This window comes from Erwinia pyrifoliae DSM 12163 (genome assembly GCF_000026985.1).
GTDB classification, from domain to species: Bacteria; Pseudomonadota; Gammaproteobacteria; order Enterobacterales; family Enterobacteriaceae; genus Erwinia; species Erwinia pyrifoliae.
In genome coordinates this window covers 651,859-667,630 of sequence record NC_017390.1, presented here as the reverse complement: position 1 = coordinate 667,630, position 15,772 = coordinate 651,859, and the positions used below count along the sequence as shown (strand labels likewise).

Annotated in this window: 13 protein-coding genes; 2 read left to right on the top strand and 11 right to left on the bottom strand. The window is 57.5% G+C overall.

The window, feature by feature from the left end; genetic code table 11:
• Nucleotides 1-138: 138 nt before the first annotated feature.
• From pqqF to EPYR_RS02970, 9 genes are all read right to left on the bottom strand, one after another.
• Complete coding sequence (gene pqqF / locus EPYR_RS03005) at nucleotides 139-2,529, bottom strand: pyrroloquinoline quinone biosynthesis protein PqqF (protein ID WP_012666936.1); 2,391 nt, start codon at nucleotides 2,527-2,529, stop codon at nucleotides 139-141.
• Nucleotides 2,530-2,532: 3 nt separating this feature from the next.
• Nucleotides 2,533-3,681, bottom strand: a complete 1,149-nt coding sequence (pqqE, locus tag EPYR_RS03000; RefSeq protein ID WP_014538538.1) for a pyrroloquinoline quinone biosynthesis protein PqqE — start codon at nucleotides 3,679-3,681, stop codon at nucleotides 2,533-2,535.
• The gene (pqqD, locus tag EPYR_RS02995; RefSeq protein WP_012666934.1) at nucleotides 3,668-3,949 is read right to left on the bottom strand and encodes a pyrroloquinoline quinone biosynthesis peptide chaperone PqqD; all 282 of its coding nucleotides are present in this window, start codon (nucleotides 3,947-3,949) and stop codon (nucleotides 3,668-3,670) included. The genes pqqE and pqqD overlap by 14 nt, the downstream gene beginning before the upstream one ends.
• Nucleotides 3,946-4,701, bottom strand: a complete 756-nt coding sequence (gene pqqC, locus EPYR_RS02990) for a pyrroloquinoline-quinone synthase PqqC (protein ID WP_012666933.1) — start codon at nucleotides 4,699-4,701, stop codon at nucleotides 3,946-3,948. The genes pqqD and pqqC overlap by 4 nt, the downstream gene beginning before the upstream one ends.
• On the bottom strand, nucleotides 4,698-5,609 hold the full coding sequence (pqqB, locus tag EPYR_RS02985) for a pyrroloquinoline quinone biosynthesis protein PqqB (protein WP_012666932.1): 912 nt from the start codon (nucleotides 5,607-5,609) through the stop codon (nucleotides 4,698-4,700). Before pqqB ends, pqqC begins: the two co-directional genes overlap by 4 nt.
• Before the next feature lie 95 nt (nucleotides 5,610-5,704).
• A complete protein-coding gene (pqqA, locus tag EPYR_RS18830) occupies nucleotides 5,705-5,779 on the bottom strand; it encodes a pyrroloquinoline quinone precursor peptide PqqA (protein WP_004160001.1) in 75 nt (24 codons plus the stop codon).
• A gap of 171 nt (nucleotides 5,780-5,950) precedes the next feature.
• Nucleotides 5,951-7,000: a dipeptidase gene (locus EPYR_RS02980; protein ID WP_014538537.1), complete on the bottom strand. Its 1,050-nt coding sequence runs from the start codon at nucleotides 6,998-7,000 to the stop codon at nucleotides 5,951-5,953.
• A 124-nt stretch (nucleotides 7,001-7,124) separates the two neighbouring features.
• Complete coding sequence (locus EPYR_RS02975; protein ID WP_012666929.1) at nucleotides 7,125-8,603, bottom strand: SulP family inorganic anion transporter; 1,479 nt, start codon at nucleotides 8,601-8,603, stop codon at nucleotides 7,125-7,127.
• Nucleotides 8,600-9,226: a carbonic anhydrase gene (locus EPYR_RS02970; RefSeq protein WP_012666928.1), complete on the bottom strand. Its 627-nt coding sequence runs from the start codon at nucleotides 9,224-9,226 to the stop codon at nucleotides 8,600-8,602. The genes EPYR_RS02975 and EPYR_RS02970 overlap by 4 nt, the downstream gene beginning before the upstream one ends.
• Before the next feature lie 771 nt (nucleotides 9,227-9,997).
• Between EPYR_RS02970 and EPYR_RS02965 the strand changes: the two genes are divergently transcribed.
• Nucleotides 9,998-12,007 carry an NADPH-dependent 2,4-dienoyl-CoA reductase gene (locus EPYR_RS02965; RefSeq protein WP_012666927.1) on the top strand — a complete coding sequence of 670 codons (2,010 nt, stop codon included), beginning with the start codon at nucleotides 9,998-10,000 and terminating at the stop codon, nucleotides 12,005-12,007.
• Nucleotides 12,008-12,076: 69 nt separating this feature from the next.
• On the opposite strand, the gene rlmG is transcribed toward EPYR_RS02965, so the two are convergent.
• Entirely contained in the window at nucleotides 12,077-13,204 is a 1,128-nt protein-coding gene (rlmG, locus tag EPYR_RS02960) for a 23S rRNA (guanine(1835)-N(2))-methyltransferase RlmG (protein WP_012666926.1), read from the bottom strand.
• Between the two features lie 82 nt (nucleotides 13,205-13,286).
• On the opposite strand from rlmG, the gene EPYR_RS02955 reads away from it, so the two are divergent.
• Nucleotides 13,287-13,790, top strand: coding sequence for a M48 metallopeptidase family protein (locus EPYR_RS02955; RefSeq protein ID WP_012666925.1), 504 nt, complete (start codon nucleotides 13,287-13,289; stop codon nucleotides 13,788-13,790).
• A gap of 115 nt (nucleotides 13,791-13,905) precedes the next feature.
• Here the strand turns inward: EPYR_RS02955 and EPYR_RS02950 are convergent, their stop codons facing one another.
• Nucleotides 13,906-15,597 carry a chloride channel protein gene (locus EPYR_RS02950; protein ID WP_012666924.1) on the bottom strand — a complete coding sequence of 564 codons (1,692 nt, stop codon included), beginning with the start codon at nucleotides 15,595-15,597 and terminating at the stop codon, nucleotides 13,906-13,908.
• Nucleotides 15,598-15,772 lie beyond the last annotated feature (175 nt).

Sequence of the window (15,772 nt, the reverse complement as noted above, 5' to 3'; positions counted from 1 at the left end):
TACGGCCGGGCAAATACCCGATGCCCCCCCCTAAGTAAATGGGCGGCAGCGCCCGCTGGGTGAATTGCCGCCGGGGCGACAGGGGAAGGTGACAAACGTTTCGATATCGGGAACAGCAGCGAAATGTGCAAACGCCTTTTAGCAGCGATTTGCCGTGGTGCCGACCAGCGTCCAGGCGTTTTGGCGGTCGGAAAGCAGGCGCTGATGGTAGTCTGACAGGCGTTCTGGGGTCAGCCCCTGTAGAACGCCCTTATCGGGCTGTGGCGCTCGTTGTTGCGCGGCAAGCCAGCGCTGCCGGCACTCCTGCTGAAAATCAGACGCCGCCAGCCTTTGTTGCGCCAACAATGCTGCCCCCTTTTCGCCCACTGTTTCCATGCTGACAGCGGCCAGTTCATCGTTCATTCCCACTAAAAATCGGTCGATATGCGCCGACAGTTCGCCGGTATTCAGATGCGGAGATTGCAGGGCAAACAGCAGCCCCGACCGCCCCGCCGCCTGGTAAAAACGGCAGCTGACCACATAGCCAATATTCTGCTCAACGCGCAGGCGCTGGAAAAATGCAGGCTGATAGATAATCGCCAGCAGCTGCCAGGCCGCACGGCACTGCGCGCTGTTTTCCACCAGCGGGCAAAAGCGTAACAGGGTGGCATCGTGGCTGGTGGTCGCCACCTGATATTCAGGCTGCGGCGCTGGCGGCGCTGGCTGCATCCGGCGCGGTGGATTAACGGTGCCGGGAAAAGCGCTAAGCAGCTGTGACAACGACTGGCAGAGCGCATTGTCCCCGCCATCCAGTACCGCCTGCCACGCCAGGCGCGGCAGCCGCTGCCCTGCCGGCTGGTAATGCGATGAGCGCAACAGCGCGGGCAGTGCATCGATCAGGGCGCGCACCGCAATGCCCTCACGCAGCGCCTGCTGCTGGCGCTGGTATTCGCGTTCTCCCTGATCCATCATCACAGGGGATATCTCGCACAGCTGGTGGGTAAGCGATGCCAGCGTGCGCACCATCAATGCCGGGCTGCCACTAAGCTGGATCAGCCAATGACCCTGCTGACAGCTGATGCTCAGATCGCCGCCCTTATGGGCACAGTCGGCCGCCAGCGCTCGCAAGCGCGATTGCATAATGACTCCCCAGGGCGCATGAAGGTCATCCAGCGGGCTTAGCAACAGCGCCGCACGGCCCTTACCCGCCCGCTGATGGTTCAGCGCTACCTGGCCGTCAGGTAAGGCTAACTGAGCGTCAGGCTGGCTTTCGCAGAAAAAAGCCAGCGCTTCAGCGGGGATCAGCGCGGTTACCGGCGCACGCGTTTGCGCTGCGCAGTGCAGGCTGAAGCCCTGAACGCTGCACTGCGGCGCCAGCGGCTGCGTGCCGATCCACAAGCGGGTTAAACGCGCTGCTGACAGCCGTGCACAGAACCCGAGCCAGTCGTCTTGCCGGACGTGCGCTGGGGCAAAACCAAAGGCGCGTTCGCGTAACTGATCCATTGGCGAAAGCATGGCAAACTGAAGATCAGCGAGCCGCATATAGTGCTGGCGCTGCTGCGCCGTCAGCGTCGCCAGCCGTTGCAGCCAGTGACGCAGCCAGCCTTCCACCTCTGCTGCCTGACTCTCGTCAACCAGCACCATTTCGAAACTGACCAGCGTCTGCAACGCACTGTGATAAGGCAGCAGCAGCCGTGCGCCATCGCACAGATTACGCGCACGTAGCGTCGCCATCAGGCCACCTGCTGCTTCATCCAGCCATAGCTGGCGCAGCAAGGTTAGCTCGCCGCTGCGTGGCCGATCCAGCAGGAATGAGAGACGCAAACGCGGCGATCCCGCCAGTTGCAGAGCAAAATCAGGCTGCGATGCGTATCGCAGTAACGGAAGCGCTGGCGGTTGCACACCACCGGCAGAAAACGCGCTGCCGTACTGTCGGGCCAGCTGCCAGAGCGCTTCGGGCGACTGCGGCCCCTGCAACCATAGCGTGATATTCGCCGCGTGATAATAGCGTTGATGAAACTGCCGTAACGCCAGCCGCAGCGCTGACCAGTCCTTGGTAAAACTCGCGGCGTTACCGATATGAAAACGCTGCCACGGATGTGCGGCAAACGCCAGACTCTGCGCGGCATCGCACAGCGTATCCTGCTGCCCGGCCAGCAGGCGGCACTCGGCGTCAATGGTAGCCACTTCCTGGCGAATGGCATTTTCTGCCAGCAGCGGAGCCAGCAGCATATCGCTCAATCGAGCCAGTCCCGGGGCCAGCAACCCGGCAGCGCATTCGAAAAAAAAGGCCGTACTGCTGCCCAGGGTGGTGGCATTCAGCCGCCCTCCCTGGGCCGGTAGCCATGCCATCAGCCGCTCGTCATCCTCATAAGCGCCACTGCCGGCAAACAGCAGATGTTCCAGCAGATGAGCCAGCCCCGGCCAGTTATCGGGTTCATGATGGCTACCGACATCGACCTGTAGCAGCGCCGAAGCGTGCACGGCCTGCGCATCGCTCATCAGCACCACTCGCAAACCATTGTCCAGCCGTTGTCGCTGTGGCTGCATTCGTCAGCCCTTAAAGATCAGCCGGGCGTTAACCCGCTGGGAATTTGCGCGATTGCGAAACCGTAGCTGGTTCACCTGAATATTGCTGCAGTTGGCCTGCTCACGCGCAGCAAGGATGGTGCCGTGATGTGCCGACTTGCTGCATACCGGGTCGGCGTTATCGGCATTGCCGGTCAGCATAAACGCCTGGCAGCGGCAGCCGCCGAAGTCTTTCTCTTTTTCATCACAGGAGCGGCACGGCTCCGGCATCCAGTCAAAACCGCGATAGCGGTTAAAGCCAAACGAGTTAAACCAGATATCCTGCAGGCGCTGCTCCAGCACCGACGGGAACTGGATCGGCAGCTGGCGTGCGCTGTGGCAGGGCAACGCCGTGCCTTCCGGCGTCACGCTAAGGAAGATCGCCCCCCAGCCGCCCATACAGCCCTTCGGCCGATCTTCGTAATAGTCCGGGGTGACAAACAGCAAATTGGCCAGATTACCGCTGGCGGCCATCTTCTCACGGTAGCGATGGACCACCGCCTCGGCGCGTACCAGCTGGTCACGCGTCGGCAAAAGTCCTTCACGGTTAAGCTGCGCCCAGCCGTAAAACTGACAGGTGGCCAGCTCGACGTCATCGGCTTCCAGTTCGATACACAGCTCGATAATGCGGTCGAGCTGGTCAATATTGTGGCGATGCAACACAAAATTCAGCACCATCGGATAGCCGTGCGCTTTCACCGCACGCGCCATCTCCAGCTTTTGCTGAAACGCCTTTTGCGATCCGGCCAGCGCGGCATTCAAGGTTTCATCGCTGGCCTGGAAGCTGATCTGAATATGATCCAACCCCGCCTCGGCAAAGGCGTCGATCTTCTTCTGCGTCAGACCGATCCCGGAGGTAATCAGATTGGTATAGAAACCGAGATCGCGTGCGCTGCGGATCAGTTCGGGCAGATCCTTACGCACCAGCGGTTCGCCGCCGGAGAAGCCGATCTGTACCGCGCCCATCGCCCGCGCCTGCTTAAAGACATCGATCCACTGGGCGGTGGTCAACTCTTTTTCCTGTTGGGCAAAGTCGAGCGGATTCGAGCAGTACGGGCACTGCAACGGGCAGCGATAGGTCAGCTCGGCCAGTAACCACAGCGGCGGTTTAACGTTAGATTCAGAGGGGTTCACGGAAAATTATCCATTTCTGTTCACGCGCGGCGGCAAAGAAATCAGTCACGTCATCATCGACGCCGCCCGCCCCCGGGAAGCGGGTATTCAGTGCCAGCACGATCTCCGCCAGCGAGCGTTTGCCATCCACCAGTTCGAGGATCATCGTCGCGCTATCGTTAAGTTTCGCCATCCCCTCCGGGTAGAGGATCACATGGCAGTTCTGCACTTCTTCCCACTGCAGGCGATAGCCCCGGCGAAACACAGGAATGGTTTGACCCAGGCTCACAGCAGTTTTCCTTTATGCCAGACGGGTTGATCGGTGACGGTATGGTAAGGCGCACGATGAAGTGTATACGCCATGGTCATGGCATCCAGCATGCTCCACAGGATATCCAGCTTGAATTGCAGGATCTCCAGCATACGCTGCTGTTTTTCCACGCTGTCGCAGTACTCCAGCGCCAGCTGTAAGCCATGTTCAACATCGCGCCGGGCCTGGCCCAGGCGACCACGGAAATAGCCGTAGCCTTCCCCCTCAATCCACGGGTAGTGCTGCGGCCAGCTGTCGAGACGCGACTGATGAATTTCGGGGGCAAACAGTTCGGTCAGGGAGCTACAGGCGGCCTCCTGCCATACCGCACGCCGGGCAAAGGAGACATAGGCATCAACGGCAAAGCGCACGCCGGGCAGCACCCGCTGCTCCGACAGCAGCACATCACGATCCAAGCCAACGGCTTCACCGAGGCGCAGCCAGGCTTCGATACCGCCATCGCTGTCGTCATGGCCGTCGTGGTCAAGGATACGCTGCACCCATTTACGCCGGGTTAAGGCATCCGCACAGTTGGCCATAATCGCCGCGTCCTTCAGCGGAATACGCGTCTGGTAATAAAAGCGGTTCGCCACCCAGCCCTGGATCTGCTCACGCGTTGCCTCGCCATTATGCATAGCGATATGGTACGGGTGATGAATATGGTAGTAAGCGCCGCGTGCGCGCAGCGCCTGTTCAAACTGTTGTGGCGTCATCAATGTCGGTTCGGTCATAGTTCTATGCTCATGCCGTCGTAGCTGACCTCAATACCGCGTGCGGTCAGCGACAGGCGCTCGGCAGAGGATTCATCAAGGATCGGATTAGTATTATTAATATGGATCAGGATCTTGCGCGGCGCGGGCAGATCGTTCAGTAGCGCCATCAGCCCGCGATCTTCACCCAGCGCCAGGTGGCCCATATCGCGGCCGGTATTGCGCCCAACGCCGGTGTTCGCCAGCTCGTTGTCCTGCCACAGCGTGCCGTCAATCAGCAGGCAGTCGGCCTGCGACATCAAATCCAACAGCGGCGCGTCAGGCTCCCCTAAACCGGGGGCGTACAGCAGTTTGCTGCCGCTGCTGGTATCTTCGATCATCAGCGCGATATTGTGCCCGGGCAGCGGACGCCCGCGAAAGGGCGAATACGGCGGCGCGTTGCTGAGAATGGGGATAGCGGTAAACCGCAACGCCGGGCACACCGCAACGGAAAACGGCTGCGCGGGCTGAATAGCATGATGTGCCAGTCCGCCGTTCCAGTGCTGCAACATGGTGAAGATTGGAAAACCGCTGGTCAGATCCGCGTATACCTCCGGCGTGCACCATACCTGATGCGGGCAGCCTTCACGCAGATTCAGTAACCCGGTGCAGTGATCGATCTGGCTGTCGGTCAGAATAATGGAGCCAATCGCCGAACCGCGCAGTGCGCCAGGCTGATGCAGCTCGGGGTTAGCAGCAATCTGATGGCAGATATCGGGAGAGGCGTTGCACAACACCCAGTCACGGCCGTTATCACTGACCGCAATGGAAGACTGGGTGCGCGCCGTGGCGGAAATGCTACCGTTACGCACGCCCTGGCAATTGCGGCAATAGCAGTTCCACTGCGGGAAACCGCCGCCGGCCGCAGAGCCGAGAACTTTGATTTTCATGGGTTAACCGGGAAAGGGAATGAAAAAATGCCTGGGTTTAACCACAGGCATCACCGTTTTAACCAGCATTATTCACGTAGTGATAAAGAGAACGGTTAACGATTAGAGATATATAAGGTCACTTCCAGACCCAGACGCATATCGATAAACGTTGGTTTAGTCCACTGCATTATCAATTCCTCAGGTGTAAAAAAAATCAAGTTTTCAATGTTGACCAAAATAGCTACATTACCGATGTTGATAACGCAGCGGGACAGATGTTGCACCGATGGTAAATCGATATCAACCCTGTTATTTGCGCAGATTATGCTAATTGTACTATTTGGTTCAAATATAAGCGGTTATTTTCCCCACGTTTTTCGCAGTACCCCTAGCCAGTTGGCGCGACACAGCTTTTCCAGCAGCGGCTCGCTATAGCCTGCCTTGCGCAATACGGCCAGCAGGCGGGGCAATCCGCTGACGTCGCCAATATCATCCGCCAGGCTAACGCCATCAAAGTCGGAACCGAATGCCACGCGATCTTCCCCCAGTTTTTCCAGCAGATAATCAAGATGCTGCACCATGACGCTTAACGGCATATCGCCCCCGCGCTGGCCGTCGCGGCGCAGAAACGCAGTGCCAAAGTTCAGGCCCACCAGCCCGTCGCTATCCGCGATTGCTGCCAGCTGGCTGTCCGTCAGGTTACGCGGCTGCGGGCACAGGGCGTGCACGTTGGAATGGCTGGCTACCAGCGGGGAGTTGCTCAGCCTGGCCGTATCCCAGAAAGCCTTTTCATTCATATGTGAAACATCAATCATCAGCCGACGCTGGTTACAGAGGTGGATAAGCTGTTTTCCCGCTGTGGTCAGACCCTTACCGGTATCCGGCGAACCGGGGAAACTGCCACTGACGCCGAAACCGAAGCGGTTGGGAAGGTTCCAAAACGGCCCGATGCTGCGCAGTCCGGCGTCCACCCAGCGATCCAACTGGCTCAGGTCGCCATCCAGCGCTGCCGCCCCTTCGATATGCATCACCATCGCCAGTATGCCGCTGGCCAGACAGTGTTCAATATCGCTGGTGCTGCGGCAGATCCTCGCCCGCCCGCCCGACTGCGATGCCAGCTGTTGCAGGATGGCTATCTGGCTTTCAGCTATCGCCAGCGCATCGTGCCGCTGCGCTTCCTGCTGCGCGTCGCGCCGGTAGAACTTTGCCACGTATTCTGCTGGCGGCACAAATACGGCAAACAGCCCACCGGCAAAACCGCCCTGGCACATACGGGTAAAATCGAGATGACCACTCAGTCGCCGGTTGAAAAAAGCATCGGCAGGGTTTTCCGGGTGGTTCAGCCACAGATGGAGCAGCAAATCGTTATGACCATCGAAGAAGGAGTCTAACGGGGAGGAATCGGTCATCAGGTTGCCATCTTCTCAATCGTAAAGCCTTAATCATTTACCCTCAATCATATACCCTCAATCAGGAGCCGGGCAGCAAAAAGGCCACGCTGTTGCCGTGGCCTTATCTCTTGTTGCGCGCTTTTTACGCCAGCTTAACCGGCCAGTGGGTTAGTTGGATACCCCGCTGTTGCGCCTCATCGCCAAATTCCTGCAGTACCGCAGTCACATCCGGGTCAAGATATTCTGCATTGTCGTGGTCAACGATCACCACGCTGTTTTCCGGGATCTGCGCCAGCAGGCCTTTCAGACGAGGATTATGCATAAAGTTCAGATTTTGCTGGAAGCGCAGGACGTAATGGTCGTCATAACGCGTCAGCATCATCGCATTACGCTGGCTTCGCCAGGTACTGAACAGGATCTGTGTAATAAAGCCAATCGCGATCCCCGCCAGCATACCGAAGATCAAAATGCCGCCAATGGTGGCGAAGAAAGGCACCGACTGCTGCGTACCCTGGCGAATTTGCGATACAAAAAGACCCGGTGAGGCCAGCTTATAGCCGGTATATAACAGCACGGCGGCAAGGCTGGCGAGCGGGATGGCATTCAGCAAACCACTAAACCACAGGCCACAAATCAGCAAAAGCAAGCCGTGGATCAAAATGGACAACTTGCTCTGTGCTCCGGCACCCACGTTCACCGAACTGCGCACGATCACGGCGGTAATCGGCAGGCCGCCGAGGAAACCGCACAGCGCATTACCGATCCCCTGGGCGCGCAGCTCTTTGTCCGGCGAGGGTGCCGGATGCTGCACGCGTATTTTCTGCAACGCCTCCTGGCTGAGCAGGGTTTCCAGGCTGGCGACCAGAGCCAGCGTGACGCCAACCATATACACCGCCGGGTTTTGCCAGGCCATCCAGTCAGGGCGCTGCAACTCACCGGTCAACGACGTGATGCTGTCAAGTGCAGGCAACGAGATGCGCGGCAGGTTGCCGGCCAGTTCAGGAAACAGACGCCCGCCGAAAACCGTTGCCAAGCAGCCAAGCAGCACCGCCACCAGCGGGCCTGGCATCCATCCCATCCAGCGACTGTTCTTCACCGCCGCCGTTGTCCACAGCCAGAGAACCAACAGCCCACTGAGGGCGACCGCCATGGCGGGTAAAGAGATATTCAGTGCACTGCCGGTCAGCAACGAGGCCAGATCGTTTTCACCCGCTGCGCCAAGCGCAACCGGAATTTGCTGGATAATCAGCAGGATGCCAATAGCCGCCAGCATGCCTTTGATCACGCTGCCCGGCACCAGGCTGATAAAGCGCCCCGCACGTACCACGCCCAGCAGAAATTGCAGCACGCCAGCCACGATCAGCGCCAGCAGAAGCGCAGAAAAGGAGCCGAGCGTTTCAATCGCACCGGTGACAATAGTGACCAGCCCGGCCGCCGGGCCACTGACCGCGAACTTAGAAGGGCTGAAAGTGGTGACCACCAGGCCTCCCACTACGCCGGTCAGCAGCCCGACAAACGGCGGCAGACCGCTGGCCTGGGCAATCCCCAGGCACAGCGGCAGGGCAACCAGAAAGACCACTAATCCAGCGGGAATATCCCGGCGTAAGGTTTGCAGATTCATGCGCGACCTCCCTCTGACTGTTGCTGAACAAGCTCTTTCAGATGCCCACTGTGCAGGTCGTAAACGCAACCAAATACGTCAAGATCGACACCTTTACGCCACGCGTTAACCACCGGTACGGTTTTCACCAGCTGGCTGAACTGCGCCAGGACATTGGCTTCCACAAGGCGATTGAGCCGAGCAACATCGTCTTCCTGCGCGGAAAGCGGAGCGAGATCGGAGGTGATCGCCGTGCGCAGTAACGTAATGCGCCTTGCCAGCGCTGAATTCTCATCGTTTAACGGCAGATCCGGCAAAGTCAGTGCCGCCTGCACGCCGCCGCAGCCGTAGTGCCCACAAAGGACAATGCGCGAAACCTGCAGATATTCGATGGCATACTGCAATACGCTCATAAAATTATCGTCATTACTGACGACCATATTGGCGATATTGCGATGCACAAACAGTTCGCCCGGGTGAGCGCCAGTCAGGACTTCCGCCGGAACCCGGCTATCGGAGCAGCCAATCCATAACGAATGTGGCTGCTGGCCTTCTACATTTTGCTGAAAATATTGTGGATGACGCTGCTGTCGCTGTAATGCCCAACTGCGGTTTTTCGCTAACAGGGGTTTGAGTGTCCTCAAGATATTATTCTCTCTTCAAGAAACAGATGCTTACATAGCTGAAAATAAGTTTTAACACCTTAGCCAATAAAAATTGACTAAGAATAGCCTTAAGCTTGAAAATGTATTTTTTGAAAGTCATTAAGCGATCTTTGGGGATAGATGTTCCCTCGTGCGCTCCTGAAATAAGCTAACTGTATTTCCAGCATAAGGCAAGAGCAGGGAAGAAATAAAAAAATCATATTTTTCATATAATTAAAAAACTGATAGCAACCCATATTTTATTAAATGGCGTTTTTTGAAGCGAAATAAACCTTTCTGCGCTTTTATTGAACTCAGTTTAACATGTGATTAAAATGATTTTTTTAAAACTTTACCTACTCCATAATGAATTAGTTAGTTGCCTGTGTTATCAAATAACGTCAACTAATCTGGAATTATTTAAATAAACTTACATTCCATAAGGAAAGCGAAAATAAACGTCCTCCTGTTTTTCTTTACCCGGGGCCATTTTTTTCGCTTGCAGCCCTGTCAGAAAGTTTCACGAATAATATGGCTAAATGGGATCCATTAAAGCGACAAGGCAGATTTTGCCTGCTGGCGAAACGGTGTTGCGCCGGCAGAACCCTTGGCGAGATAGCGAAAGTCGATGTGACCTGTAACCAGAAGCAGGTTGTCCTTGCGCCATTGTGCTAATCAGTGGCATTCATCACAAAGCGCTAAACCCCTCTTTCACCCTGCACATTTGCCCGCTACAGTAAAACTCATCCGACCACTTCAGGATCGTCAACCATGAGCGTGTCACTGTTTGCCCCGCTGGACCTGGGTTTCACCCAGCTAAAAAACCGTTTTCTGATGGGATCAATGCATACCGGTCTGGAGGAACACCCTGACGGGCCAGCCCGGCTGGCGGCATTCTATGCCGAGCGCGCCCGCGCCGGGGTGGCGTTGATCGTCACCGGCGGTATTGCGCCGGCGGAGGAAGGCGTAGTCAGCGCCGGCGCGTCAGTGCTGAATACCGCTTCACAGCTGCCACCGCATCGCCTGGTGACCGATGCGGTGCACCGGGCCGGGGGAAAAATCGCCATGCAGATCCTGCATGCCGGGCGCTACAGTTATCAGCCCGGGCTGGTCGCCCCGTCCGCGATCCAGGCACCGATCAATCCTTTTTGCCCGCGTCAGCTAAGCCATGCGGAGATCTTGCGCCTGATTGCTGATTACGCCCGCTGCGCTGCGTTGGCTAAACAGGCTGGCTACGATGGCGTGGAAATAATGGGTTCTGAAGGTTATTTGATTAACCAGTTCCTCGTGGCGCATACCAATCAGCGTAGCGACGAATGGGGCGGCGATGAAGTACGCCGCCAGCGTTTTGCACTGGCGATCCTCAAAGCGGTGCGCGCGGCTACCGGGCCGGCGTTTATCATTATCTTCCGCCTGTCAATGCTCGACCTCGTCGAACAGGGCAGCACGCTGGATCACACTATCCGCCTGGCAAAAGCGCTGGAACAGCAGGGAGCCACGCTGCTCAATACCGGCATCGGCTGGCATGAAGCGCGTATCCCGACGATTGCCACCTCGGTGCCGCGTGCTGCTTTTGCCTGGGTGACGCAAATCCTCAGGCAGCATGTCAGCATCCCGCTGATTGCCACCAATCGCATCAATCATCCTGATGTCGCCCAGGCGCTGCTCGATGAAGGCTGCGCCGATATGGTGTCAATGGCGCGTCCGTTTCTCGCTGACGCCGAGTTCGTGCTGAAAGCCAGCGAGGGGCGCAGCGACGAAATAAACTCCTGTATCGGCTGTAACCAGGCCTGCCTCGATCGCGTCTTCGTCGGTGAACTCACCTCCTGCCTGGTCAATCCGCGCGCCTGCCACGAAACCGTCCTGGTCAGCCGCCCTGCCCGCCAGCGGAAAAATCTGGCGGTGGTCGGTGCCGGGCCGGCCGGGCTGGCGTTTGCCGTTAACGCCGCCGCACGCGGACATGCAGTCACGCTGTTTGATGCGCACGCGGAAATCGGCGGCCAGTTCAATATTGCCCGGCAAATTCCCGGCAAAGAAGAATTTAGCGAAACGCTGCGCTACTTTCGCCGCCAGCTGGAGCTGCACGGCATCACCCAACGGCTTAATCACTGCGTCAGACCGGAGGATGTCATCGGGTTCGATGAAGTGGTGCTGGCAACCGGGATCGTGCCACGCACGCCCGCCATTCCGGGTATCAATCACCCTTCAGTACTCAGTTATCTGGACGTGATCCGCGATAAAAAACCGTTGGGCCAGCGCGTAGCGATTATCGGTGCCGGGGGCATTGGCTTCGATACGGCCGAATACCTCGCCGTCAGCGGCCCATCACCCAGCCTGGATATCAGCCGCTTTTGTCAGGAATGGGGCATCGACCGCAGCCTTAAGCAGCCGGGGGGGCTGCTTCCCGCGCAGCCCCCCCGGCATGCACGTCAGATCTGGCTGTTGCAGCGTAAAGAGGGCAAACCCGGTGCCGGACTGGCAAAAACCACCGGCTGGATCCACCGCGCCAGCCTGCAAATGCATGGGGTAGAGATGTGGGGCGGCGTACGGTATCAACGTATTGACGACGAGGGCCTGCATATTATCCGCAACGGCGAACCGCAGCTGCTGTCGGTCAATAATGTGGTGATCTGCGCCGGGCAGGATACACAGCGGGAACTGGAAAAGGATCTGCTGGCTTATGGTCTGCCGTTCCATATCATCGGCGGTGCGGATGTTGCCGCCGAACTTGATGCAAGGCGGGCCATTGCCCAGGGCACCCGGCTGGGTTTAGAGATTTGACCCGGTGCGTAGGGATTGATTAACGGCGGTGCCTCGTTGCCAGGCACCTTCCTTCGCTGCGCCGATCGCCTAAGGCATTTTCACCGAGCGCAACACCACAAACTTCTGGTGAGTCGCCACGGTGGTGCAGTTACCAAACAGCTTCTTCATTTTGTGGTAGTAGTCGAGATGACGATTACCGACGATACGCAATTCGCCACCGTACTGCAGGCAGCGGCGGGCATCGCGGAACATCTGCCAGGCGATATGATCGGTGACCGCGTTCTGCTGGTGGAATGGCGGATTGCACAGCACCGCGTGCAGACGGTCCGAGGGATAACCGGCCAGCGCATTGTTCACCCGGAACTCGCAGCGTGCCAGATCGTCCGGGCAATTTAGCTCGACGTTTAGACGGCTGGAGGCAACCGCCATATATGACTCATCAATGAAGTGAACCTGCGCCAGCGGGTTCTGTTGCAGAGCAACCAAACCAATCACGCCGTTGCCGCAGCCGAGATCGATGATTTCGCCGTCGATATTGTCCGGCAGATGCTGCATAAAGAAACGCGCACCGACATCCAGGCTGCCGCGAGCAAACACGTTAGCATGATTGTGGATTTGCCAGGGCGTCCCGTCCAGCGGCCAGCGGGTTATCACCTCGCTCTGTGGCAGATCGGGTTGGCTGAAGGTGCCGTAAATCAGGCGCGCCTTTTTCCAGGCCAGCGAGGTGGTAGTCGGGCCAAGTACTTTTTCAAACATCTGCAGGGTCGAAGTGTGGATCTCTTTTGCTTTGCCGGCGGCGATGATTTGCGTTTCTGGCGTGACCACCGCTCGCAGCGCTCGCAGCTGATGCTCAAGTAGCGCGAGGGTTTTTGGCACTTTTATCAGCACCCGCGTCGGAGCCGCAGGCAGAGGAGCCAGGCTATCGAGTAGCCGCACGTCGCCCTCGTCAAGCTGATTCAGCGCCAGATTCTGCCGGGTAGCCTGTTGATTCAGCCAGGAGTCGCTGATGCTCCAGACGTTTTCCCCCGCCAGCGCACAGGCCAGCGCGCCGAAAGTATCATTAAAGATCAGCGTCGAGCCGTTGACCGGGGCATCCCCCAGGTGGTTAAGCAGGTATTCATCGGCCGCATCCCACGCCTGCAACGGGCTTTCTTCGCGCATTTGGGGAAAGCGATGCAGCGTCAGCATGCGGTTGCTCAGTTCAAGTTGGCTCATGGGATCACCTTAGTGGTAAAATTCCCGCGTTTTATCCCCTAAAACGGGCGTACAGTAAACGTTTTTCTTCACCGGAGTCAGCATGTCATCGCTTATCTATCTGCAAGGTTACCCTGAATCGCTTCTGTCACAGGTGCGCACACTGATTGAACAGCAGCGGCTGATGAAAGTTATCAACCAGCGTTACCCCGCGATGCACAACATCACCAGTGACAAAGCGCTGTACGACTACGCGCTGGATTTAAAAAATCAGGCGCTACGCAATGCACCCCCGCTGAACAAAGTCATTTACGACAGCAAAATTAAAGTGATGAAGCACGCGTTGGGACTGCATACGGCGATCTCACGCGTCCAGGGCGGCAAACTCAAGGCCAAAGCTGAAATCCGCGTTGCAACCCTCTTTAAGCAGGCCCCGGAGGCGTTTCTGCGTATGATCGTTGTCCATGAACTGGCGCACATTAAAGAGAAGGATCACAACAAAGCGTTTTACCAGCTGTGCTGCCATATGGAACCGCAATACCATCAGCTGGAGTTTGATACCCGCCTGTGGCTTACGGCACAGGCGCTGGAGGGGCGTGCCGGCTAATCAACATTAAAGCCTGCTGAGGGGTAATTCATTTATCACAATGCGTCATACCCCAATCTGGCATTCCCGTCAGTCTAATCAGCTTAAACGCGCCCCGTCCGGCAGGCAGCACGCATCAGATAAAATCCTGCGCCTGTTGAATAAGGCTGGTTTTGGTCAGCGCGCCGAGATACTTTTTTTCCTGCGCATTATTCAGTACCGGCAGGCGTTCGAGCGTGATCTGAGTAAAAGCTTCCCACCCTTCTCTGATGGTCTGCCCGGCATAAATAGTGGGGAAATGCGTGTCCATCACGCAACTGACCGGGGAAGTCAAGGCGATCTCCTTATCCAACACCTTGTGAGCGATATCGTGAATTGAAACGGCACCGAGAAACTTCCCCTGGTCATCGATTACATAAACAAAGCGCTCACGCTTCAGCGAGCTGACCGCCAACGCTTTCCCCACCGAGTCCTGCGGGGTCAGCGCCGCACCGGAAACAATAAATTGTGATATGACGCCATTGTCGAAGTCGAACTTGGCGTCCGAGCGGCTAAAATGACGGCTGACAACGGCATAGGTGCTGCTGGAGTGCAGGCGATAAACCGTCATCGAAGCCAGTACGCTGGCGATCATCGCCGGGAATAACAGGCTGCTGTTCAGCGTCATCTCCAGTACCATCAGCATCGCCATCAACGGTGCCTGACTGACCGAGGCCAGCAGCGCACCCATGCCGATCGCCGCAAACACCGCAACGTGACTCACAGGCAGCCCGCCTTTTACCGCCAGCAGCGCGACCACGCTGCCCATCAATGCCCCAATTAGCAGTGCCGGAGTAAACAGCCCACCCACGGCACCGGAGCCGACGGAAATTGCCGTTGCCAGCATTTTAAGCAACAGCAACGTTAGCAGCATCGGCAACAGGAAATCGCCTGCCATAATGCGCACAATCACCTCATAGCCATTGCCGAGGATCTGGCTACTGCCGACAGCCAGCCCCCCGACCAGCAGGCCGCCAAAACCCAGGCGCAGCGGCAGACTGCGCAGCGGGGCGAACAGCCGCTTGCTGTGACTTATCAGCGCAATCATCCCCCAGCCCAGCAAACCGGCCAGCAGCCCAATGGTAATGGTCAGCGCAATATTGCCCGGCGTCAGTTCAAACTGACCGTGGGAAAATGGGTAGATAGCCGAACCGTGACCGAGCGACCACATAGTCAGTACCGCCACGCCGGAGGAGATGATCAGCGGGATCAACCGCTGTATTGCGGTAATACCAAAGGCGATTTCTGCGACGAATATCGCCGAAGCCAGCGGTGCATGATAAACCGAGGAAAGGCCGGCTGCGGCGGCCATCGCCACCACATCGCTATTTTTCAACGCCAGATTTTTAAACACCCAGCGCCCCATCAGGCTGCCACTCAGCGCCGATAGCTGCACCATTGGCCCTTCCCGTCCAATGGATGCTCCGCTGCTAATACTGGCCAGGGAGGAAAGCCCGCGAAACAACGAGGTGCGGGTTGGCACCGCATCCAGCCGGGCGTTGATCACGTCCAGATAATCGGTGCGCAGCGTTTGCTTTTGCTCAATTGCCGTGGCATAGCGCAGAAAGAACCCGGCGATCAGGCCGCCAGCGCCGACCATCAGCGGCCAGCAGTACCACGGGTAAACCCGCATCGCCTGAGTAATATCAGTCTGTCCGGCAAATAGCAGGCCATCAATCAGGGCTATTGCTTCACGAAAGGCCAGCGTCACCAGCGAGGCCATCAGCCCCACCGGGATAGCGACCAGAATGCTGCTCCAGTTTAGTGCGTGTCTGCTGCGTGAGCTCATCGGACCCCCGGGATGATTTGCTTTATCGTGTGAGAGGATAGCGGAAAAATCAAATTGCCAGGACAGATGCCGGCGTTAACAGGCGCCGGAAGCCATATCACCGCCGGGCGAAATGCCCGTCAGGACGGACTACTGCTCGCGTGCCGCTGGCTTTGGTCTGTAAATATGTCTAAAT

Bases quoted from the DNA above. Each gene is read 5' to 3' on its own strand.
- pqqF (WP_012666936.1), bottom strand. From the start codon at position 2,529: ATGCAGCCACAGCGACAACGGCTGGACAATGGTTTGCGAGTGGTGCTG.
- pqqC (WP_012666933.1), bottom strand. From the start codon at position 4,701: ATGACCGAACCGACATTGATGACGCCACAACAGTTTGAACAGGCGCTG.
- pqqB (WP_012666932.1), bottom strand. From the start codon at position 5,609: ATGAAAATCAAAGTTCTCGGCTCTGCGGCCGGCGGCGGTTTCCCGCAG.
- EPYR_RS02980 (WP_014538537.1), bottom strand. From the start codon at position 7,000: ATGACCGATTCCTCCCCGTTAGACTCCTTCTTCGATGGTCATAACGAT.
- EPYR_RS02975 (WP_012666929.1), bottom strand. From the start codon at position 8,603: ATGAATCTGCAAACCTTACGCCGGGATATTCCCGCTGGATTAGTGGTC.
- EPYR_RS02965 (WP_012666927.1), top strand. From the start codon at position 9,998: ATGAGCGTGTCACTGTTTGCCCCGCTGGACCTGGGTTTCACCCAGCTA.
- rlmG (WP_012666926.1), bottom strand. From the start codon at position 13,204: ATGAGCCAACTTGAACTGAGCAACCGCATGCTGACGCTGCATCGCTTT.
- EPYR_RS02955 (WP_012666925.1), top strand. From the start codon at position 13,287: ATGTCATCGCTTATCTATCTGCAAGGTTACCCTGAATCGCTTCTGTCA.
- EPYR_RS02950 (WP_012666924.1), bottom strand. From the start codon at position 15,597: ATGAGCTCACGCAGCAGACACGCACTAAACTGGAGCAGCATTCTGGTC.